Source organism: Acinetobacter sp. S54, assembly GCF_016624945.1.
Classification (GTDB): Bacteria; Pseudomonadota; Gammaproteobacteria; order Pseudomonadales; family Moraxellaceae; genus Acinetobacter.
This window is the reverse complement of record NZ_JACVUI010000003.1, coordinates 389,059-411,028: the sequence shown is the minus strand read 5'-3', so window position 1 is coordinate 411,028 and position 21,970 is coordinate 389,059. Positions and strand designations below refer to the sequence as shown.

The 21,970-nt window shown below is 39.1% G+C and carries 17 protein-coding genes and 1 pseudogene; 8 read left to right on the top strand and 10 right to left on the bottom strand.

The features are described from left to right. Window positions 1-32 precede the first annotated feature (32 nt). The 6 genes from IAE20_RS07555 to IAE20_RS07530 form a co-directional block, all read right to left on the bottom strand. Window positions 33-1,304, bottom strand: a complete 1,272-nt coding sequence (locus IAE20_RS07555) for a D-amino acid dehydrogenase (protein WP_200481902.1) — start codon at window positions 1,302-1,304, stop codon at window positions 33-35. Between the two features lie 193 nt (window positions 1,305-1,497). Further along, entirely contained in the window at window positions 1,498-2,217 is a 720-nt protein-coding gene (ispD, locus tag IAE20_RS07550; RefSeq protein ID WP_200481903.1) for a 2-C-methyl-D-erythritol 4-phosphate cytidylyltransferase, read from the bottom strand. Further along, entirely contained in the window at window positions 2,183-2,572 is a 390-nt protein-coding gene (ftsB, locus tag IAE20_RS07545) for a cell division protein FtsB (RefSeq protein ID WP_200460205.1), read from the bottom strand. Before ftsB ends, ispD begins: the two co-directional genes overlap by 35 nt. A gap of 12 nt (window positions 2,573-2,584) precedes the next feature. After that, on the bottom strand, window positions 2,585-3,874 hold the full coding sequence (gene eno / locus IAE20_RS07540) for a phosphopyruvate hydratase (protein ID WP_200460204.1): 1,290 nt from the start codon (window positions 3,872-3,874) through the stop codon (window positions 2,585-2,587). Between the two features lie 99 nt (window positions 3,875-3,973). Further along, entirely contained in the window at window positions 3,974-4,831 is an 858-nt protein-coding gene (kdsA, locus tag IAE20_RS07535; RefSeq protein ID WP_200460203.1) for a 3-deoxy-8-phosphooctulonate synthase, read from the bottom strand. Window positions 4,832-4,856: 25 nt separating this feature from the next. Beyond that, the gene (locus IAE20_RS07530; RefSeq protein ID WP_200460202.1) at window positions 4,857-6,494 is read right to left on the bottom strand and encodes a CTP synthase; all 1,638 of its coding nucleotides are present in this window, start codon (window positions 6,492-6,494) and stop codon (window positions 4,857-4,859) included. A 226-nt stretch (window positions 6,495-6,720) separates the two neighbouring features. Between IAE20_RS07530 and IAE20_RS07525 the strand changes: the two genes are divergently transcribed. Both IAE20_RS07525 and IAE20_RS07520 read left to right on the top strand, forming a co-directional pair. Continuing rightward, the gene (locus IAE20_RS07525; protein WP_200460201.1) at window positions 6,721-7,155 is read left to right on the top strand and encodes an internalin; all 435 of its coding nucleotides are present in this window, start codon (window positions 6,721-6,723) and stop codon (window positions 7,153-7,155) included. Window positions 7,156-7,414: 259 nt separating this feature from the next. Beyond that, window positions 7,415-7,684: pseudogene (locus IAE20_RS07520) on the top strand (metal-dependent hydrolase); the annotation flags it as partial. A gap of 55 nt (window positions 7,685-7,739) precedes the next feature. Here IAE20_RS07520 and IAE20_RS07515 read toward each other — a convergent pair. The 3 genes from IAE20_RS07515 to IAE20_RS07505 form a co-directional block, all read right to left on the bottom strand. Continuing rightward, the gene (locus tag IAE20_RS07515) at window positions 7,740-8,840 is read right to left on the bottom strand and encodes a YheT family hydrolase (RefSeq protein ID WP_200460199.1); all 1,101 of its coding nucleotides are present in this window, start codon (window positions 8,838-8,840) and stop codon (window positions 7,740-7,742) included. A 201-nt stretch (window positions 8,841-9,041) separates the two neighbouring features. Then, on the bottom strand, window positions 9,042-9,449 hold the full coding sequence (locus IAE20_RS07510; RefSeq protein WP_200460198.1) for a nuclear transport factor 2 family protein: 408 nt from the start codon (window positions 9,447-9,449) through the stop codon (window positions 9,042-9,044). A gap of 68 nt (window positions 9,450-9,517) precedes the next feature. Beyond that, a complete protein-coding gene (locus IAE20_RS07505; RefSeq protein ID WP_200481905.1) occupies window positions 9,518-11,542 on the bottom strand; it encodes an NADPH-dependent 2,4-dienoyl-CoA reductase in 2,025 nt (674 codons plus the stop codon). A gap of 123 nt (window positions 11,543-11,665) precedes the next feature. Between IAE20_RS07505 and IAE20_RS07500 the strand changes: the two genes are divergently transcribed. The 5 genes from IAE20_RS07500 (at window position 11,666) to putP (ending at window position 17,476) form a co-directional block, all read left to right on the top strand. Next, window positions 11,666-12,208 (top strand): PadR family transcriptional regulator, encoded by a 543-nt coding sequence (locus tag IAE20_RS07500; RefSeq protein WP_200460196.1) that lies wholly within the window; start codon window positions 11,666-11,668, stop codon window positions 12,206-12,208. A gap of 29 nt (window positions 12,209-12,237) precedes the next feature. After that, a complete protein-coding gene (locus tag IAE20_RS07495; protein ID WP_200481906.1) occupies window positions 12,238-13,155 on the top strand; it encodes an alpha/beta fold hydrolase in 918 nt (305 codons plus the stop codon). Window positions 13,156-13,510: 355 nt separating this feature from the next. Beyond that, the gene (locus IAE20_RS07490; protein WP_200460194.1) at window positions 13,511-14,806 is read left to right on the top strand and encodes an MFS transporter; all 1,296 of its coding nucleotides are present in this window, start codon (window positions 13,511-13,513) and stop codon (window positions 14,804-14,806) included. 132 nt (window positions 14,807-14,938) lie between these two features. Next, window positions 14,939-15,643 carry an SIR2 family NAD-dependent protein deacylase gene (locus IAE20_RS07485; RefSeq protein WP_200481907.1) on the top strand — a complete coding sequence of 235 codons (705 nt, stop codon included), beginning with the start codon at window positions 14,939-14,941 and terminating at the stop codon, window positions 15,641-15,643. A gap of 339 nt (window positions 15,644-15,982) precedes the next feature. Continuing rightward, window positions 15,983-17,476 carry a sodium/proline symporter PutP gene (gene putP / locus IAE20_RS07480; RefSeq protein ID WP_200460192.1) on the top strand — a complete coding sequence of 498 codons (1,494 nt, stop codon included), beginning with the start codon at window positions 15,983-15,985 and terminating at the stop codon, window positions 17,474-17,476. Window positions 17,477-17,509: 33 nt separating this feature from the next. Here the strand turns inward: putP and IAE20_RS07475 are convergent, their stop codons facing one another. Continuing rightward, window positions 17,510-17,998: an Lrp/AsnC ligand binding domain-containing protein gene (locus IAE20_RS07475; protein ID WP_200481908.1), complete on the bottom strand. Its 489-nt coding sequence runs from the start codon at window positions 17,996-17,998 to the stop codon at window positions 17,510-17,512. Window positions 17,999-18,132: 134 nt separating this feature from the next. On the opposite strand from IAE20_RS07475, the gene putA reads away from it, so the two are divergent. Continuing rightward, the gene (gene putA / locus IAE20_RS07470; protein ID WP_200481909.1) at window positions 18,133-21,903 is read left to right on the top strand and encodes a trifunctional transcriptional regulator/proline dehydrogenase/L-glutamate gamma-semialdehyde dehydrogenase; all 3,771 of its coding nucleotides are present in this window, start codon (window positions 18,133-18,135) and stop codon (window positions 21,901-21,903) included. Window positions 21,904-21,970 lie beyond the last annotated feature (67 nt).

Genomic DNA, 21,970 nt, shown 5'->3' with positions numbered 1-21,970 from the left:
ACTATTAATAATCTAATTAAAATTTAAATAATCTAAATATGCGTATGCTTTCCATAGCGATCAATACTTAAATCATCCGCCTCAATCTGTGGAGTCTGATTGGACACCAAATCTGCTAATAATTTGGCAGAACCACATGACATCGTCCAACCCAATGTGCCATGCCCTGTATTGGTAAATAAATTTGAATACTTTGTTTTCCCTACGATTGGTGTACCATCGGGGGTTGCAGGTCGTAGCCCTGTCCAAAAACTGGCTTGATTTAAATCACTGGCAAAGGGAAATAACTGGTCTAATACCATTTTCAGAGTATCTTCACGGCTGGTATCGAGTGAACGATCAAAACCATTAATTTCCGCCATTCCGCCTACACGAATACGGTTATCAAAACGAGTGAGGGCGATCTTATAACTTTCATCTAAAATGGTTGACACTGGCGACATGGCAGTATCAATAATAGGAGTCGTAATCGAATACCCCTTGAGTGGATAAACTGGCGCAAAAATCCCGATTTGTTTAAGTGTTTCATGGCTATAACTACCCAGTGCCATCACATAAGCATCGGCTTTGATTTTTTTACCATCTTTCAAGACGACAGAACTGATTTGATCAGCATCTTTTTCAAGATGACTAATCGTGGTATTAAACATAAAATGTACACCTTGCTTTGCAGCCAGCTCTGCCAGTTCAACTGTGAATTTTTGACAATCTCCAGTTTGATCATTAGGCAAACGCAGCCCCCCAACAAAATCAACCGTTGCTTTAGCTAACGCAGGTTCAGCCTGAATGACACCATCTTTATCCAGAAGCTGGTAAGGAACTCCTTCTTCTTTTAGTACAACCGTATCTTTCTCGGCAGCATCAAGTTGCTGCTGTTTCCTAAAAAGCTGTAAAGTTCCGAGCTGACGTTCATCAAAGTGAATTCCTGTGTCTTTACGCAGTTCATCCAGACAATCACGGCTATATTCTGAAATCCGTACCATCCGCTCCTTATTAATTTTATAACGATGAATATTACACTCTGCCAACATCCGTACCATCCAATGATACTGATACATATCCCCTGTAATTTTAATAGTTAAAGGCGCATGATGCTGAAACATCCACTTAAATGCTTTTAACGGTACACCGGGTGCCGCCCATGGCGAAGCATATCCTGGCGAAATCTGCCCCGCATTGGCAAAACTGGTTTCCAATGCCACCCCTGGCTGTCGATCAATCACAGTCACTTCATGACCTGCCTGTCTTAAATAATAAGCTGAAGTTGTTCCAATAACGCCTGCACCTAACACGATAATATGCATACAAGGCCTGCTGTTTTTATGAAGTAAATGAAAAATGTAGTTCTATATTTTTTAATAAAAAAGAAATTCAGTTATGAGAATTAAAAATATAGATCATTTTTAAATTAATTCTGAATAGAGGTGATGACAAGCATTGTTATGTGAATGCTTGTCACTCATAATTACAATTAAATTTGTATTCACTTAAAAAGAGTTAGTGGCGCTGTTGAGCTGCCAGTATTAAACGTGCTAATTCCAGATCATCTGCGTAGGTGATCTTAATATTATCAGAACGTCCCTGTACTACATCAACAACAACACCTGCATGTTCCAATGCGCTCGCTTCATCCGTGATATTAATTTTATCATTGAGCGCTTTTTCAATCGCCTCACGAAGTACACCCAGTTTTGCCATTTGTGGTGTTTGCGCTTGCCATAAATAATCACGACTCACCGTATTTTGAATGTGATGTTCTGTTGCAAACTTCAATGTATCCCGTACAGGAATCGCCAAAATAGCAGATGTATCCTTTTTAATACAATAATCTACTAACTCCTTAAGGTTTTGCGCACTGACACACGGACGTGCAGCATCATGCACCAGAACATAATCATTATCCGATGCCAGATCTGTTAAATAATACAATGCATTTAAAACGGAATGGACACGCTCAGTTCCACCTTGGCAAAAGTGAATTTTTTCAAGCGCAGTAAAATTTAGGGTTCTGGCAACACTGTCCTGTTCATTGACCGCCAACACATACCCTTCTAAAGATAATGTATTCAACCGATCAATCGTATATTCGAGTACTGTTTTATCTTGAATAATTTGATATTGTTTAAGCTGGGTTTTAGAAAAACGACTTCCAGACCCCGCAGCAGGAATAATTGCCCACAACTTAATCTGGGACGTCTGGGTTTGGCGGGGTTTCATTGGTTTCCAAGTCTACTTTGGCATTTGGATCAATATAAATCGGTTTGTAATGGGTACTAATGGTACTCATTTGTACAAAAGTTTCACGAGGCTTAATCAGACCTAGATCTAAACGTGCATGTTCTTCAATGGCTTCGCTGCCATTTTTAAGATCAAACACTTCTGCCGCTAATATCCGGTTACGTTCTTTCAATTCTTCGTTTATTTCAGCTTGTTGGGTAATTTGCTGACGTAAAGTCTGGTGAGCAAAGTAACCACCTTCACCCCACCAGAAACTGTACTGTAAACCCGCCACCAAAACGATGACGAGTAACAGTATCAATTTGCTCGAAGTCGATTTAAATACTTCTAACATAGCATCCAAAGATTAGTTTAAACCCTTGAACTCAGCTTTACCGCGATATGCAGCATGAGTCAATTCTTCAATACGAAGTAATTGGTTATATTTTGCTACACGATCAGAACGGCATAGCGAACCAGTCTTAATTTGACCTGCTGCTGTGCCTACTGCCAAATCTGCAATCGTAGAATCTTCTGTTTCGCCAGAACGATGTGAAATTACAGTCGTATACCCATTGGCTTTAGCAAGATAAATCGCATCTAGAGTTTCAGTCAATGTACCAATCTGGTTGTATTTGATCAAAATTGAGTTTGCAACGTGTTCATCAATACCACGTTGTAAAATCTTAGGATTGGTCACAAATAAATCATCACCCACTAACTGGATTTTATCGCCCAGAATTGAAGTTAAATAGCTCCAACCTTCCCAATCTGACTCATCCAAACCATCTTCAATTGAGATAATTGGATATTGATTAACTAAACCAGCCAAATAGTCTGCAAATTGATTGCTGGTAAATGCTTTGTTGCCTTCACCTGCAAGAATATACTGACCATTTTTATAGAATTCAGAAGATGCGCAGTCCAAAGCCAGCATAATATCTGAACCTGCTTTGTAGCCCGTTGTTTCAATAGCTGAAAGAATGACAGTGATCGCTTCTTCATTTGAACGTAAGTTTGGCGCAAAGCCCCCTTCATCACCTACCGCAGTATTTAAACCTTGTTTTTTCAACACCGATTTAAGTGCATGGAAAATCTCTGCACCAGCGCGCAGGCTTTCAGCAAATGAGGTAAAACCTACTGGCTCAATCATAAACTCCTGAATATCAACGGTGTTGTCAGCATGTGCTCCACCATTCAGGATATTCATCATTGGTACAGGCATAGACAAAGTGGTTTGACCACGTAAGTCTGCGATGTACTGGAACAATTCAGTTTTCTTTTCAGACGCAGCAGCACGTGCAGCAGCCAAAGATACTGCCAATGTTGCATTTGCACCTAATTTTTCTTTGTTTTCAGTACCATCCAGCGCAATCATTTTTTCATCAAGCGCTTTCTGTTCAAATACATTTTGACCTTTTAATAGATCCTTGATTTGACCATTTACATTTTGTACTGCAGTGCGAACACCTTTACCCAAGTAACGTGATTTGTCACCGTCACGAAGTTCTAAAGCTTCACGAGAACCAGTTGAAGCACCAGATGGTGCACATGCACGGCCAACAACGCCAGATTCTAAAATGACATCAGCCTCGATGGTTGGGTTACCACGAGAGTCCAAAATTTCACGTGCACGAATGTCAACGATTTGGCTCATGAACAATTCCTCGGTTAAATGAATATTAAATAAGTCTTTTACTATTTTGCCCGACAATAAAACCCTTTATTGTCGTTAGTGATCAAAATGTACAAAAACTCAATGGGTGTCTAACGCTTTGAATCCTTTTACTAAGGTATCCAATTCTTTAATTTGTGCCAAAAATGGTTCTAACTGTGATAAACGTAAAGCAGATGGTCCATCACATTTAGCAGTATCTGGATCAGGATGAGCTTCCAAAAATAATCCAGCTAAGCCTGTTGCCATACCTGCACGTGCTAAAGTTGTAATTTGTGCACGGCGACCACCAGCCGAATCAGCACGGCCACCTGGAGTTTGCAAAGCATGTGTCACATCGAAGAATACAGGAACATTCATATCTTTCATGATATCGAAGCCCAGCATATCTACGACCAGATTGTTATAACCAAATGCAGAACCACGCTCACATAAAATCAGTTTATCATTGCCTGCTTCAAGACACTTATGCAGGATATGTCGCATTTCATGTGGGGCAAGGAACTGTGCTTTTTTGATATTAATAATCGCTTGAGTTTTTGCCATCGCCACGACTAAATCAGTTTGACGACTTAAAAAAGCTGGAAGCTGGATAATATCCGCCACTGAAGCTACAAGTTCTGCCTGATACGGTTCATGTACATCCGTAATAATAGGCACATTAAAATGCTTTTTAATTTCGCCAAGCCATTCAACGCCTTTTTCCAAACCTGGTCCACGAAACGAATTTAAGCTCGAACGATTGGCTTTATCAAAGCTGGCTTTAAAGACATAGGGAATATCAAGACGTTTGCAGATATCAATATACGTTTCTGCAATTTCAAAGGCTAAATCTTTAGACTCTAATACGTTCATACCGCCGAATAGTACAAATGGCAAATGATTTGCCATTTGTATATCGCCTAAACGTACAATTTCTTGTGGTTTTAATTGTGACATTTAAACTTCCTGATTTATGCGTCGATTACTTGCTCTTTTGATACTGTTTTTTTGCCGCATCAATAAAGCTTGCAAATAATGGATGTCCATCACGAGGTGAACTTGTAAATTCTGGATGGAATTGTACAGCAATAAACCACGGATGTTCAGGAATTTCGACAGTTTCTACCAAGTGTTGTGCAGTTGAATAACCTGAAATTTTCATGCCTGCTTGTTCAAGTGGTTCAATGAAACGGTTATTCATTTCATAACGATGGCGATGACGTTCAGTAATTTCAGCTTTACCATACACGTCACGGGTTTTGGTACCTTCAACCAGTTCAGACTTTTGTGCGCCTAAACGCATCGTTCCACCCAAATCAGATTCAAGACTACGCTGTTGCAATTCACCACGTTCATCGAGCCATTCGGTAATCAGACCAATTACAGGAAATTTGGTGGTACGATTAAACTCAGTTGAAGTTGCGTCAGCCATGCCTGCAACATTACGAGCATATTCCACCACTGCAAGCTGCATACCCAAACAGATCCCCAAAAACGGCACCTGTTTTTCACGCGCATACTGAATAGCTTTCATTTTACCTTCAGTACCACGCTCACCAAAACCGCCAGGCACTAAAATCGCATCCGCATTATTCAATACAGAAGCATCCAATTCTTCAAATTTTTCAGCATCAACATAGTCAATCTGTACTTTGACACGATTTTGGATACCTGCATGCAATAAAGCTTCATTCACAGATTTATAAGCATCTGGAAGTTCGACATATTTACCCACCATCGCAACGCGCACAGTATATTCAGGATTAAACAAGCCTTCACACACCTGATCCCAATCAGACAAATCTGCTTCAGGTAATTCATTGAAGCCAAAACGCTCACAAATTAAATCATCAACATTTTGTTCATAGAAATCACGTGGAATCTGGTAAATGGTTTTTGCATCTTTACACACCACTACTGCACGAGCTTCAACATTGGTGAACAATGCAATTTTACGTTTAGTATCGGCATCAACATCATGTTCAGTACGACAGATCAAAATGTCTGGCTGAATACCAATCGACAACAACTCTTTTACAGAATGCTGTGTCGGTTTGGTTTTAAGTTCAGCAGCAGATTTTATATAAGGAAGCAACGTCAAATGCATGAGCATTGTGCGCTTATGACCCAGCTCTACCATTAGCTGACGTACAGATTCCATAAAAGGAAGAGATTCAATATCTCCTACTGTGCCGCCAATTTCAACGATCGCTACGTCATAGCCTTCACCAGCAGCTAATACACGCTCTTTAATATTGTCGGTAATATGAGGAATGACTTGTACTGTGCCACCAAGATAGTCTCCGCGACGCTCTTTATTTAAAACGTCCTGATAGACTCGGCCACTAGTAAAGTTGTTCAATTTGGTCATTTTCGCACGACGTAGGAAACGTTCGTAATAACCCAAATCTAGGTCAGTTTCGGCACCATCCTCTGTGACAAAAACCTCACCATGCTGGAAGGGACTCATTGTTCCCGGATCGACATTAATGTATGGATCCATTTTTACCATGGTCACTTTTAAACCACGGGCTTCTAAAAGTGCAGCAACTGAAGCAGCTGAAATACCTTTACCTAGTGATGAAACAACACCACCAGTCACGAAAATAAAATGGGTCATTGAGTTTCTCGTACAATCGAGCCTAAATCGGCCTACAATGTTGGGCAATTTTACTTTACTCTGTACCTATAAAGCAAAGTCAATCCGCCGCAATTCATAGAACAATAAACAATTGGTTATTCTATCAGCATTTTCGATAAAAAATTAGGTCTCATCAGCAGGATTTTCAATCTTATATTTGCTGTTATAATGGTTGCACCTCGATTAAGCATAGATTTGTGCAAGTATGAATAAGAAACTTTTAATTTGTGGCGTAATTGCTACGGGTCTGCTTTTAACTGCATGTGTTAAAAAAGAGCCTCCCAAAGAAGAAGAGCAAGAAAAGGTTGAGACCACGACTCAGGAGCAAACTCAGCAACCTACCGAATTTAAATCTCTCGATAGCGCAGAAACTCAGCAGGAAATTCCAGCTCAAGTTGAAGTAGAACGCGAAGAAACGCCGCATACTACAACTGAAGTCCGTCGTGAAATTCCTTCTTCTACTCCTGCTGAAACCAAGAAAGAAGAACCAAAGAAGGAAGAAACTAAAACAGAATCGGTTAAATCAAACACCGAACAAACATCATCAGCTAAAGCAAGTAGTAGCAATAGTAGTGAGCAAAGTGAAGATGATGCTGTTGCCGCTGCAATTGCCGCTGCTACACCTGCTTTGAAGAACTAAATTTCTACACAAAAATGCCCCAATAAACTCGTTTTATTTGGGCATTTATTAAACCTTCTTTTATTATAAAATTCATTTATCTCTTTATTTCTTATTTTCAGTGTTTCGCAGTCTATCATTTCAGGACAATCTGTTTTTAATCATTCAAAAATTATTGACTCTCCATTTATCTAATTATAGCGTTCAAATTAAGTTCCTTTTTAGAACTAAAACTAAAGATGAGTGAAGCACAGAAATGAAAACAGCAAAAAACCGTAGTATTTCAGTTTTTACATTGTGTTTAATTTTGATTGCTGGTTTTTCAAGCATTTATCAAATTGTGCTGATGAAATGCGACAAGCAACTTACTAAGTTTAAATTATGGAAAATATTTTTTAATTTTGTAGGCAAAGAATATAAGTCACTAATTCCTAAACTTCTTGAATATTCTCGTTTTGACTTTCATCCCCACCAGTCAGATGAAAGAAATTTGATGGCGGCAACCAAACAAAAGCGGGGAATTACGGACAATACAGCACTCTTTTCTTAAGAGCATATAAATAAAGCCCAATCGTCTGGGCTTTATTTATAAATCAGAAAATTAATCATGATCCATTTTTGTCTTTAATCAAAAAATAATTAGACATCAGACGTGCTGCCCATGACGTACTACGCCAACCTTCGTAAAAACCACAATGGCTGCCCTTTTTTGTTGTTATCACTGCAATATTATCCATTTGTTGAATCACCTCTTTATAGGGTTCAAGATTTTTGATCGAACAAACAGGATCATCCTCAGCATTTAAAATGATCAGTGGAATTTTCACATTCTCAAATACATAAATCGGATTGATCGCTTGGCAATAACTTTGATAATCCTGAAAACCAGCCATTTCAAAATATTCTTTTTCAAACTCTTCAAGGTTAGTAGTTGCCAAAACCTTTCCGAGTGAAGCTGTTTGGCTCCACGTATTTTGATAGGGATAAATAAAGTACTTAAACAATTTTTTGGTCATCATTTTGCTATAAAAAGGATGAACATTTTTAAAACCAATTTCTGTGTTATAACCGGGACACATTGCAAAAGCAGCTTTGAATGGCGTATCTGTGCCTTGTTCTCCCAGATAACGTACCAAAAGTCCTGTTCCTGCCGATGAACCTACAGCATATAAATCAGAGTGTGGAAATAAATTCTGGATATGCGTAAGTTGCTCTTTTAAATCATGAGTCGAACCAAAAAGTGAAATCTGTGGTACAGGCATTGGCAAACCTGCATGTCCTCGACGCAGACACAGTGCAATCCGCCAACCTGTATATTCGTTTAAGTCTTTCACCAATTCTCGCATACTTTCAGGAGTTCCTGTAATTGTATGCATAATAACCACGGTTGGAGTTTCTGGCGGCAGATCATAGCCATACCATGCGATAGCAGTTACTCCACCATCCTGCATTTTAAGCTGTTCAATACGATCATACTCAAGTTTGACAGTTTTTTTACGAATAATATCGAAATAAAGCAGATGAACATGAGTATTGCTAAGCCAAGGTGTTGGCCGATATTTCTGCTTTAACTGAGGCAGCTTTTCCAGAACCTCTTTAATTTTTCCTTTCGGATCATAATAGATTTTGGGCTGTTCAGCGCCCAGAACCGAATCAAACAATTCAGAGCCCAAAACCTTTATTCTGTTTAAACTGGGTATGCCCATATCCAATAACGACCTCTGACTATGAGTTAAATATTTGTCGCCTCAATGCGACGACCTATTCGTTCCCCAACGAGAAAAGATCAATAGCTAAAATTCTTTGTTTGAATAGAAACTATTACTAAACATCTCGAAAAATATCACCTAAGAAATTTTAATACCGTATTGAATCAATCAAAAAATATTGACGTCATTTTCTATCTATTAGTTTGGTTGATACTTTGCAAATCTTGCACCCATTTTTTCAGCTAAAGCAGCCAAACCACTCATTGGACGGATCATGACTTCAAAATCGATAATTTTACCTTGCTCATTAAAACGGATCATATCAATACCTTTCAACGATTTTTCGCCTACATTCGCAGCAAATTCAAGTACAACATTTTCTCCATCTTCTGTATAGAACTCACGATGGTAAGTAAAATTTTCAAAAATTTGTACCACATTGGTCAATATAAAATAGACAACATGTTTTCCCTCATAAGGCTTAAAAGCAACAGGTGAGCGAAAAACTACATCTTCAGCCAATAAATCATTTAGATCTGTCAAATTCCCTGATTTGACCATGTCATGCCATTTTTCTAACGATTGTTTTGTAGTTGCAAATGCCATTATATTTTCCTTACTTATTTAATTTATGAAATAAGGGTATCTTCTTTGAGAAAAATACCCCATTTTGTTTATAAAGTTGCAGCTAATTCAGCACCTTGACGAATCGCACGCTTGGCGTCCAACTCCCCTGCTTCTTTGGCTCCACCAATCAAGTGAACATTTTTACCATCAGCTTTTAATTGATCGTACATTGCAGTATAAGACTCCTGACCTGCACAGATCACGATATGATCGACTTCCAAAATCCGGGTCTGACCATCGACCGTAATATGCAAACCTTGGTCATCCACTTTGTCATAGCTTGCACCCGCAATCATTTTCACATCACGATGCTTCAAGCCTGTGCGGTGAATCCAGCCAGTGGTTTTACCTAAACCTGCACCGACCGCCGCCGTTTTGCGCTGCAATAAATAGATTTCACGCTCTGACTTTTCAAGTTCAGGCTGTTTTAAACCGCCCACATGCGCATAAGTCGTATCAATACCCCATTCTGCATAGAATTTTTCAGGATTTAAGCTACCACTTTCACCCTCATGGCTTAGATATTCAGCCGTATCAAATCCAATACCGCCAGCCCCAATAATTGCAACCTTCTGACCGACAGGTACATGCTCTTTTAATACTTGGATATAGCTCAAAACTTTCGGGTGATCGATACCTTCAAATTGCAATTGACGTGGTGTTACGCCCGTTGCAACTACAATTTCATCATAATTGGCTTGGCTTAGCTCGTCATAAGTTACGGTATGATTTAGAACCAGCTCAATATTCGGTTGCAATTCAATTTTACGTTTGAAATAGCGTAAAGTTTCATAGAACTCTTCTTTACCAGGAATTGTTTTAGCAATATTAAACTGCCCGCCAATTTGATTACTTGAGTCAAATATTTTAACTTGATGACCACGACTTGCAGCATAAGTTGCAAAGCTTAAACCTGCTGGACCAGCACCAATTACCGCAATATTTTTGCTTGCAGTGGTTTCTTTAAAAATCAATTCGGTTTCATAACATGCACGAGGATTAACCAAACATGTTGCAATTTTCATCGAAAAGATATGATCTAAACATGCCTGATTACAACCAATACATGTATTGATTTCATCACTACGACCTTCGCTGGCTTTTAATACAAAATCTGCATCCGCCAACATAGGACGAGCCATAGAAATCATATCTGCCTGACCTTGAGCCAAAACACGTTCTGCCATTTCGGGAGTGTTGATACGGTTAGACGTAATTAATGGAACTGAAACTTCACCTTTTAATTTTTCAGTCACCCATGTAAATGCAGCACGTGGTACTTTGGTTGCAATCGTTGGAATACGTGCCTCGTGCCAGCCAATCCCTGTATTAATAATCGTTGCACCCGCTTTTTCAATGGCTTTAGCAAGTTGAATCACTTCGTCTAGCGTTGAGCCGCCTTCGACCAAGTCCAACATAGATAAACGATAAATAATAATAAAATTTTCACCGACTAAAGCACGAGTGCGCTTTACAATCTCAATCGGGAATCGAATACGATTTTCATAACTCCCGCCCCATTCATCATCACGATGATTGGTACGCGCAGCAATGAATTCATTGATCAAATAGCCTTCTGACCCCATGATTTCAACACCATCGTAACCCGCATATTGAGCCAATTTGGCGCAATTGGCAAAGTCATCAATCGTTTGTTGAACTTCACTTGAACTAAGTGCTTTAGGCTTAATTGGGTTAATCGGGGCTTGAATTGCAGATGGAGCGACATTATTTGCCTGATAAGAATAACGTCCAGTGTGCAAAATTTGCATTGCAATTTTACCACCAGCTTCGTGTACAGCTTGGGTAATGACTTTGTGCTTTTCCGCTTCTTCAATCGTATCTAGCTTGGTACCATGAGAAAACACTACACCATCATCATTGGGAGAGACACCGCCAGTCACGATTAATCCAACATCACCTTTTGCGCGTTCAGCATAAAAAGCAGCCATACGTTCATAGCCTTTCGGTGCTTCTTCCAAACCAATATGCATAGATCCCATAAGCACACGGTTTTTTAAAGTCGTAAAACCCAAATCAAGTGGTTTTAATAAATGTGGATAAGCTGACATATTTTCTCCTTTGGCTCGCATCTGCTTGCTTAATGCAACTTGTTGCATAAATATATAATCAAATTTTATTTTTTATGCAACATATTGCATAATCTGATCAGTCACAAAATGTTTTGGATTGCCATGTCACTGTCTCACGTTTTACTCACCAGCTTATTGGAAAAACCAAGTACAGGTTTTGAGTTGGCACGCCGTTTTGATCGTTCCATGGGTTTTTTCTGGAATGCAAGTCATCAGCAAATTTATCGTGAACTTAATAATATGTTAGGGAAAGGCTGGATTTCGACTATCGAAGAAGAAAACGAACAAAGCCGTAAAAAAACGTATCAGGTTGAACAACCCGGACGTATTGAGCTTGCGGACTGGCTGATCCAAAAAAGCGAACCTGCTCAATTACGCGAAGATTTAATGGTCCGACTACGTGCTGAAGCACAATTGGGAGGAAATCAAATCATCTTGGAATTAGAAAGACATCTATCCTTGCATAAAAATAAACTGGAAATTTACCAAAATATGTATGATAAGGACTTCAAAGCGTCTAACAAACCAGATCGAGTGTTATTTATTCACAAAAAAATTCTTGAACTTGGTATAAACTTAGAAAAAGGCTGGATTGACTGGCTAAAAGATGTAATTCCACAACTTAAACAATTTGAAAATACTTAAATCTGGTTTTTCACTACGAGGAATATGACATGCCTTTTTATACCATGCCTGATCAGGAACAATTATTTGTACGTCGTATCGGACGTGGTGAACCTGTTTTAGTTTTATCAGGACTTGGCATGGTGAGCTGGCAATGGTTGCCTTTTATCTTTACCCATTTAAATAAATACGAATTTATTATTCCTGATTGGCGTGGCTTCGGTCATTCTAAAAACTGCGCTATTCCTCAGGATTTAGATGCCATTTCAAGTCACTGGCGTGATATCGAAACCTTAATTGAGCAATTGAATCTTCAAAATTTTATCCTAATGGGTTATTCCATGGGCGCAACAACAGCAATGCATGGGATGCAACATGGCCATTTGGCACAACAATTAAAAGCTTATTTGCATATTGATCAAACACCTAAAATTACCGTTGACGAATCTTGGCAATTTGGCCTTTTTGGCTCTAAGCATGATGCTTTTAAAACTCTACTAACAGATTTAGATGATTTATTAAATGGCTATCCAAATGCGGTTTATCTAAGTGATTTACCTTTTGCAGACCGTCAACAATTAGTCCAACTCTGGGCAGAGTTTATTGAGCTTCAAAGTAGTAACAAGTATAGTTCGATTGTCTTTAAAGTTGCTTTAAATAAACCACCACTACAAAAATATCTACTCCCCATTCAGCGTATTGATTATCTACACTGGTATGTAAAAAATTATTTAAATCATCAGGAAGATTATCGTCAGGCATTAACGCAACTTGAGTGTCCAACTACATTTTTTATTGGTCAAAACTCCACGCTTTATCCTGAAACAGGTCAAACCATTGTAGCAAAAAGTGTTAAAAGATCTCGCCCCATTTATTTTAAACGTTCAGGACATACCCCTTTACTAACCGAACCCAAGAAATTTAGTCAGGAAATACGAAAATTTCTTCATCGGCTTGAAACGTCCTAAAAACTGATAAAACGAAATATTTCGTTTGCATTTTTTATTGAAACTTATTTTTCCTTCACTAAACCTTTAGCGAATTTTGATTTCAACTATCAAAATGATGTTTTATTATTCAAACAATTTTACATTAAACTAAAGGTGCATGAAAAAATTTAATACATTGTTATTTAAAGATTATTTTTACAACTATTTCTATAATTTTTTCAACTCGCGCCTAAACTGTAACTAATTACTATAGATTGTGACTCTGTAACAGGAGTATTCTTAATAACGGCTTATAATTTTTTTGTTTTTTTAGGGCAAAGGCTTTGGTAACAAGGCAAATGATATTAGGAATAAATGGACATAGGATATTTATATGAGCGAAGTCGTTTATACCAAAGAAGAGAAGAAAAAACGTGTATTGGGCATTGTAGGTGCATCCTCTGGTAACTTAGTTGAATGGTTCGATTTTTATATCTATGCTGTATTTGCCATGTATTTCCAGCATGCATTAACAGCACCAGATATGAATTCTACTGCTCAGGGAGTTTATGTATGGGGTGTATTCGCAGCAAGTTTCTTTATGCGACCTATTGGTAGCTGGTTGTTTGGTCGAATTGCTGATAAACATGGTCGTAAACAATCAATGGTTATTTCGATTGCTTTGATGGCCATCAGTTCATTTCTTTTTGCACTCTTACCAACTTATGATCAGGTAGGCATGATTGCCCCATTCCTGTTATTACTGGTTCGACTTTTACAAGGTCTATCAGTAGGCGGTGAATATGGCGCTGTCGCAACCTACATGAGTGAAATTGCACTCAAAGGTCAACGCGGTTTTTATGCATCTTTTCAATATGTCACGCTATCTGGTGGTCAGTTATTAGCCAGCTTGGTCGGGGTAATTCTGCTGGCGTTCATGAGTGAACAACAATTAATGGATGGCGGTTGGCGTATTCCGTTTGTCATTGGTGGTATCGCAGCGATTGTCTCTTTATTAGCTCGAAGCAAACTAGAAGAAACTCTTTCACATGAAGACAGTGAGAAGAAAGAATCTGGTTCATTGCGTGAGCTATTTAAAAAGCATTGGGGAACCTTCTTACTAGTTGTAGGTTATACTTCAGCGGGTTCACTGACTTTTTACGTTCTTACGGTTTATTCAAAAACCTATATCACTAGTTTAGGGATTGATGGAAAGACTGTTGGTTATATGATGACCTGTGCGCTCTTTGTTTACATGATTGCTCAGCCTCTATTTGGTATGATTTCGGATCGAATTGGTCGTCGTGCATCAATGTTAGCCTTTAGTGCAGGCAGTGCTATCCTGATCTACCCGATCATGGTAATTGCGATGCGTCATTTTAGTTATTCACCTGTGATTATAACTTTACTCCTCATCTTCTTAATGATGTTTCTAAGTTTCTACACTTCAATCAGCGGTTTGATTAAGGCTGAAATGTTCCCGCCTCATGTTCGTGCACTCGGTGTAGGTTTCTCATATGCTGTTGCTAATGCGATCTTTGGAGGTTCAGCACCTGCTGTTGCATTACAATTTAAACAAGCAGGCATTGAAAATGAGTTCTTCATATATGTCATTGTCATGTTGATTATCTGTTTCTTCTGTAGTTTTAGACTGCCGAAAGAGCCAGAATATTTACATCACGATAAATAAGTGATTAAACAAATCTTTAAAAGTCCGCCCAATTGGCGGATTTTTTACACCCAACCATACTTGTAGATCAATTCATTTCTTTATACCTTTATATAGCTAAAATATGATCTTAAAACTAAAGGTTAAGTGGGCATGAAAAATTTGGTGATTTTCTCTGGCGCAGGCATGAGTGCAGAAAGTGGCATTAGCACTTTTCGTGACAGCAATGGATTATGGGAAAATTATCAAATCGAGGATGTCGCAACACCTGAAGCATGGCAACGCAATCCAGAACTCGTACAACGATTTTATAATGAACGGCGCCAAAATATTATTTCTGCCGAACCTAATATTGCACATCAATATATTGCAGACCTTGAACAATATTATAATGTCCAAGTTATTACACAAAATATAGACGATTTACATGAACGGGCTGGCTCCAGCAATGTATTACATTTACATGGCAACATTCGTTTAGCTAAAAGCTCGGGCCCTTCGGCTCAATTTACCCAGCAATTTTATCAAATTGAAGGAAATGAACTCCATCTACAACATGATAAATGCCCTGAAGGTTTCCCATTGCGTCCACATGTAGTCTGGTTTGGTGAAGCGGTTCCCGCCTATGACGATGCAATTCATCTTCTAAACGATGCTGATATTTTTATCGTAATTGGTTCCACTTTAAGTGTATATCCTGTGGCTGGATTAATTCATGAGATCCCATCCTATTGTGAAGCATTTTATATTGATCCTAAAGCAGATTACTCTAGAGTTCCTTCTCAATATTACTTAATCAAAAAAACTGCATCTGAAGGCATGAAACAGCTTTTTGAAAAGTTGATAAAGCACTTATGATGCTTTTAAATGACTAACCGTTTATTCTTTCATCAATATAAAATAACAATACCGCTTATATTTTAATCATATTGCTGAACAATTATGCTATTTTTGTTTAATTGATCAGCTATTCTAACAATAAATTCAAGTGAATATTTCTAATTAATTGAAATATAAAAGATATTAAATAATTATTTTACACAAGATTTTTTTACACAAATTTACATTATATATACTTAAAATTAACAGTTAATGTTTTCGCATCCGTGTTTGAATCAACGCCTTATTTTTAGGCAACCAAATTTTTTTGGACTGGTTGATTACTCGCGTAAATGCACATAAGGATAGGTCCCACACATGAATTCTATCAATCCAACCATTATCACGTTTTTATTCTACATCGTGGCAATGGTCTGTATTGGTCTCTACGCTTACAGAGCTACTAGAGACTTTTCAGATTATATTTTAGGTGGACGAAGCCTCGGAAGTTTCGTTACTGCATTGTCAGCTGGTGCATCAGACATGAGTGGGTGGTTACTCATGGGCTTACCCGGCGCCATTTATTTATCCGGGCTTTCAGAAGCATGGATCGCTATTGGCTTGATTATTGGTGCATGGCTCAACTGGTTATTTGTTGCGGGTCGCCTGCGTGTACATACCGAAGTTCAGTCAAACTCACTGACCCTTCCCGATTATTTTACCAATCGCTTTAATGACACCAAGAAGTTATTACGTGTTTCTTCTGCCCTTATCATTTTGATTTTCTTCTCAATTTATTGTGCTTCTGGCATGGTTGCAGGTGCGCGGTTATTTGAAACGATTTTTGGTATGGAATATCACACTGCTTTATGGGTTAGTGCGATTGCTACCATTAGTTACGTCTGTATTGGCGGTTTCCTTGCTATTAGTTGGACAGATACTTTTCAGGCAGGCATGATGTTTTTTGCCTTGATGCTCACTCCTATCTTTGCTTATCTAGCAATAGGTGACGGTCAACAACAATTTACCCAATTGATTGATACTGCTCGCCCTCATGCATTTAATATGCTTTCAGGAGTAAGTTTTATTGCCATTATTTCTGCAACCGCATGGGGTTTAGGTTATTTTGGTCAGCCGCATATTTTGGTGCGTTTTATGGCTGCCGATTCAGTTAAATCGATTCCTGCTGCGCGTCGTATCGGCATGTCGTGGATGATTTTATGTCTGGGTGGCGCGGTTGGTGCGGGCTTCTTTGGTATCGCATTTTTCCAATTGCATCCTGAACTTGCAGGAAATGTGGGCAGAAACTCTGAGCTGGTCTTTATGGAGCTGGCACAGATTTTATTTAATCCGTGGGTAGCGGGAATTATTATGGCAGGTATTTTATCTGCGGTTATGAGTACTTTAAGCTGCCAACTTCTAGTTTGTTCAAGCACATTGACTGAAGATTTTTATAAATCTTTCCTGCGTAAAAATGCCTCTCAAAAAGAATTAGTCTGGGTTGGTCGTTTGATGGTACTGGCAATTTCAGTATTTGCGATCTGGTTAGCCAGTAATCCTGAAAGTAAAGTTTTAGGTTTAGTTGCCTATGCATGGGCAGGTTTTGGTGCGGCTTTTGGTCCTCTGATTATTCTATCTTTGTTCTGGAAACGCATGACTTTAAACGGCGCTTTAACTGGAATGATTGTGGGTGCAGTTGTAGTCATTGGCTGGAAAAACTTATTTGCATCAACGGGTATTTACGAAATTATTCCAGGCTTCGTTTTAGCAACTATTACGATTGTCATTGTTAGCCTGTTAGGTAAACAGCCAGGTAGAGAAGTGACCGATCGTTTTGAAGAGGCTGATCGTATATATCATGAATCAAAATAATTTCTAGAGTTTTTTATTTTAAAATTAGGGACTTTAAGGAGTCCCTTTTTTTATGTTTCGCTTTGGTAGTTTAATTTTAGAAGTTTCTTTAACCACTTGCATCACAGGATAACTGCGCGTTTCTTTAACGCCAGGTAATTGCCATAGCGTTTCTCCTGCAAACTTACGATATTCTTCCATGTTGGAACTACGAACTTTCATTAGAAAATCAAAACCGCCGCTGGTCATATGACATTCTACTATTTCAGGATATTCCAATACTGCTTCAATAAATTCATTTAAGCCATTAGAGGTAGTTTTATCCAGCAAAACCTCTACAAATACCAGAAAACTGGCATTAAGCTTCTCTGGATTTAGCTTTGCCTCATAACCGATTATAAATTCTTCCTTAGTCAGTTTTTGCACTCGCGCCATTACTGCGGTTGCAGAAAGATTAACGGTTTCAGCCAATTTTGTATTAGAAATCTTTCCATCTTCTTGAAGAATATCAAGAATTTTTAAATCTACGCGATCCAGCGACATAAACCACCCTCAAGACAAAATATTTCACTAAAAAATACCGATATTATAGTGAGTTATTCGGTAATTATTTTGTAATGATAAATTATCTAAACCTATCTCACAATATTGGAGTGAGATCGTCACTGGAATTTGACATGAACATGATGGATACCGACCCAAATATGGACACAGCAAAACCTCATTTCGGATATATCACTGAGTTTAAAGAAAAAAGTGAACTGGAAGAGCGAATAAATACTGCATGGCGTCGTCCAGAACCCGAAACCGTCGAAACGCTGCTTAAAGCCGCCTCGATTTCAGACGAACTTGACCATAAAATATATGAACTGGCGTTTGATCTTGCCAATGCTTTACGTGAACGCAAAGTATCTTCCGGCAAAGCGGGTATTGTTCAAGGGTTATTACAAGAGTTTTCGCTTTCTTCTCAGGAAGGCATAGCGCTTATGTGTCTGGCTGAGGCGCTGCTACGTATTCCAGATGCAGCAACACGTGACCTTCTTATTCGAGACAAGATTAATCAAGGTAACTGGAAAGACCATGTCGGTCAAAGCAGCTTGATGTTTGTCAATGCTGCGGCATGGGGTTTAATGTTGACTGGCAAACTTATGGAAACCCCAAAACAAGGTAGCTTATCTGGTTTATTAACATCAATTCTTGCGCGTAGCGGCCGTGGTGTGATCCGCAAAGCGGTTGATGTCGCCATGCGTATGATGGGTGAGCAATTTGTCACAGGTGAAACCATTGAAGAAGCCTTAAATCATGCCAAGTCTCTCGAAGACAAAGGCTTCCGTTACTCGTACGATATGTTAGGCGAAGCGGCTCTAACAGAGCATGATGCCGAACGTTATTTCAATGACTATACTCAGGCGATTCATGCTATTGGACAGGCATCCAATGGCAAAGGTGTTTATGATGGCCCGGGTATTTCCATTAAGCTATCCGCTTTACATCCACGATATCAACGTTCGCAAATTGCCCGTGTTCATGACGAATTGTATGGCAAGGTGTTTGAACTAGCGCAGCTTGCAAAAAAATATGACATTGGCTTAAACATTGATGCCGAAGAAACGGATCGTCTGGAAATTTCACTTGAATTATTAGAACGACTTTGTTTTGAGCCTGCACTTTCAAACTGGAAAGGTATCGGTTTTGTCATTCAGGCTTATCAGAAACGTTGTTTTTACGTGGTGGATTATGTTGTAGATCTGGCTAAACGCAGTCAAAAACGGTTGATGATTCGTCTAGTGAAAGGCGCATATTGGGATAGTGAAATTAAAAAAGCCCAAATCGATGGTATGGATGACTACCCGGTCTTTACCCGTAAAGTACATACCGATTTATCCTATATTGCATGCGCCAAAAAGCTTCTTACTGCTCCAGAACAGATTTACCCACAATTTGCCACTCATAACGCGCAATCACTTGCGACCATTTATCAATTGGCAGATCCGGAAAAATATTATACAGGGCAATACGAATTTCAATGTTTACACGGCATGGGCGAACCTTTATATGAACAAGTGGTCGGCTCACGCGATAACAAAAAACTGGGTGTTCCATGTCGTATATATGCGCCTGTAGGAAACCACGAAACTTTACTCGCCTACTTGGTACGTCGTCTGTTGGAAAATGGTGCCAACACTTCATTTGTTAATCGTATTGCAGATCAAAATTTAAAAATTGAAGATCTAATTCAATCACCATTTAAAGACATCTACAGTGTCGCTGCCCGTGAAGGTCAGGTTGGCTTAAAACATCCTGCCATTCCTTTGCCTCATGATTTGTACGGCAACTTGCGTCAAAATTCTGTAGGTTTTGATCTTGCCAATGATGCAACATTGTCAAAATTAAATGAAACTGCTCAACAGCTTGAAAATAAAGTTTGGGAAAGTAAATCGCTACTTGCTGATAATGTTCATCAGGTCGATGTCAGCCCACAAGCGCTCCTAAATCCCGCAATGCATCAGGACATTGTCGGCTATGTTCAAGAAGCAACCCTAGAGCATGTAGAAGTAGCACTCAACTCAGCCACTCAAGCACAACAGCTCTGGGCAAATACTGCAAAAATTCAACGTGCAGCTGCACTTAAAAAAGCAGCTGATTTGATGGAATCACGGATGCAAGAACTGTTGGTTTTGCTCTGTCGTGAAGCAGGTAAAACCTATGCCAATGCCATTGCCGAAGTTCGTGAAGCTGTTGATTTTCTACGTTACTATGCCACCCAGATTGAAAGCCTAAATTCAACGACTCTCATTCAACCTTTGGGCACAGTACTGTGTATTAGTCCGTGGAACTTCCCTTTAGCAATTTTTACGGGCCAAATTGCAGCGGCTTTAGCCGCAGGAAACTGTGTGATTGCCAAGCCTGCAGAACAAACGCCATTAATTGCAGCACAAGCAGTTCACCTGCTTCATGAAGCAGGTGTTCCAGGCGAGGTATTACAATTATTACCAGGTCGTGGTGAAATTATTGGCGCGAAACTAAGTTCTGATGATCGGATTCAGGGCATTATGTTTACTGGTTCAACCGAAGTCGCAAAAATTTTGCAAAAAGCAGTTGCCAAACGCCTATCACCTTCTGGCCAGTCCATTCCGCTGATTGCTGAAACAGGCGGTCAAAACGCCATGATCGTAGATTCATCTGCATTGACTGAACAAGTCGTAATCGATGTGGTCAACTCTGCTTTTGACAGTGCAGGTCAACGCTGTTCTGCACTGCGCATTTTATGTGTACAGGAAGACAATGCAAAAACACTGGTGACTATGCTTAAAGGCGCGATGCAGCAACTGATCATGGGTAATCCATTTATCCTAAAAACAGATATTGGACCTGTGATTGATGCTGAAGCAAAACAAACGATTGATCAGCATATCCAGAAAATGCGCAGTAAAGGCTATCCAGTACATCAATTGATATTTAATGATGATGCCTCGCAACAAATCGAATTCAATCAAGGGACATTTGTTCGACCAACGCTGATTGAACTTCCAAACCTCGATGATCTTGAACGTGAAGTATTTGGCCCTGTTTTGCATGTGATTACTTATAAACACGGCGAAGTCCAGCAATTACTTAAACGCATTAATGCTAAAGGTTATGGTCTGACGATGGGCCTACATACTCGTATCGATGAAACTATCAATACTGTGGTGCAACATGCTGGAGTTGGTAATCTTTACATTAATCGTAATATCGTTGGTGCAGTAGTAGGCGTACAACCCTTTGGCGGTGAAGGTTTATCAGGTACAGGGCCTAAAGCGGGTGGTCCGCTTTATCTTTATCGTTTAATGGCGGATTGTTCAGAAAAAATGTTACAGCTTCCTTTTGGAGTTAAAGCAGAAAAAATTTCTGAGCCATTCCCGCAATTAACCCTATTCCGTGAATTCTTTGCATGGGTTAAACAACAGTATCCACAACAAAAGTTCCCAAATGTCGTTCCAATAAATGTTGGTCATGCTTTTGACTTACAAGGCCCGACAGGTGAAACAAACCGTTATATGATGTTGCCACGAAAACGTGTTTTGGCACTTGCCAATAATGAATTAGATATGATTCATCAAATACTGGCTATTTTTGCAGTAAACAGTCAAGTCGCCTTATTACAAAACAGTCCGCTCTTACAAAGATTTGGACAGCAATTGCCCAAAGCAATTCGTCAGGCAATTATTGAAATCGATCATGTCGAGCACGGAGATTTTGATGCAGTTTTACATCACGGTTCAACTGAAGAGCTACAAGCTTTACAGATCCAAATTGCCAATCGTAAAGGTGCTATTGTAGGCATTACCCATATGGAAAATGCTGAACAAATGATTCCTTTAGAGCGTTTGGTCATTGAACATGCGATTAGTATTAATACCGCAGCGGCAGGTGGTAATGCCAGTTTAATGACGATGTCAGAATAACTCATATCTCTATAATCGTTTCAAACTATGCCCTGATTGTTTAATTCAGGGCATTTGTTTTAGGATG

What these genes read in the sequence shown, in the direction of transcription:
- IAE20_RS07555 (WP_200481902.1), bottom strand. Translation starts at nt 1,304, where the DNA reads ATGCATATTATCGTGTTAGGTGCAGGCGTTATTGGAACAACTTCAGCT.
- ispD (WP_200481903.1), bottom strand. Translation starts at nt 2,217, where the DNA reads ATGAAACCCCGCCAAACCCAGACGTCCCAGATTAAGTTGTGGGCAATT.
- ftsB (WP_200460205.1), bottom strand. Translation starts at nt 2,572, where the DNA reads ATGTTAGAAGTATTTAAATCGACTTCGAGCAAATTGATACTGTTACTC.
- eno (WP_200460204.1), bottom strand. Translation starts at nt 3,874, where the DNA reads ATGAGCCAAATCGTTGACATTCGTGCACGTGAAATTTTGGACTCTCGT.
- kdsA (WP_200460203.1), bottom strand. Translation starts at nt 4,831, where the DNA reads ATGTCACAATTAAAACCACAAGAAATTGTACGTTTAGGCGATATACAA.
- IAE20_RS07530 (WP_200460202.1), bottom strand. Translation starts at nt 6,494, where the DNA reads ATGACCCATTTTATTTTCGTGACTGGTGGTGTTGTTTCATCACTAGGT.
- IAE20_RS07525 (WP_200460201.1), top strand. Translation starts at nt 6,721, where the DNA reads ATGAATAAGAAACTTTTAATTTGTGGCGTAATTGCTACGGGTCTGCTT.
- IAE20_RS07515 (WP_200460199.1), bottom strand. Translation starts at nt 8,840, where the DNA reads ATGGGCATACCCAGTTTAAACAGAATAAAGGTTTTGGGCTCTGAATTG.
- IAE20_RS07510 (WP_200460198.1), bottom strand. Translation starts at nt 9,449, where the DNA reads ATGGCATTTGCAACTACAAAACAATCGTTAGAAAAATGGCATGACATG.
- IAE20_RS07505 (WP_200481905.1), bottom strand. Translation starts at nt 11,542, where the DNA reads ATGTCAGCTTATCCACATTTATTAAAACCACTTGATTTGGGTTTTACG.
- IAE20_RS07500 (WP_200460196.1), top strand. Translation starts at nt 11,666, where the DNA reads ATGTCACTGTCTCACGTTTTACTCACCAGCTTATTGGAAAAACCAAGT.
- IAE20_RS07495 (WP_200481906.1), top strand. Translation starts at nt 12,238, where the DNA reads ATGCCTTTTTATACCATGCCTGATCAGGAACAATTATTTGTACGTCGT.
- IAE20_RS07490 (WP_200460194.1), top strand. Translation starts at nt 13,511, where the DNA reads ATGAGCGAAGTCGTTTATACCAAAGAAGAGAAGAAAAAACGTGTATTG.
- IAE20_RS07485 (WP_200481907.1), top strand. Translation starts at nt 14,939, where the DNA reads ATGAAAAATTTGGTGATTTTCTCTGGCGCAGGCATGAGTGCAGAAAGT.
- putP (WP_200460192.1), top strand. Translation starts at nt 15,983, where the DNA reads ATGAATTCTATCAATCCAACCATTATCACGTTTTTATTCTACATCGTG.
- IAE20_RS07475 (WP_200481908.1), bottom strand. Translation starts at nt 17,998, where the DNA reads ATGTCGCTGGATCGCGTAGATTTAAAAATTCTTGATATTCTTCAAGAA.
- putA (WP_200481909.1), top strand. Translation starts at nt 18,133, where the DNA reads ATGAACATGATGGATACCGACCCAAATATGGACACAGCAAAACCTCAT.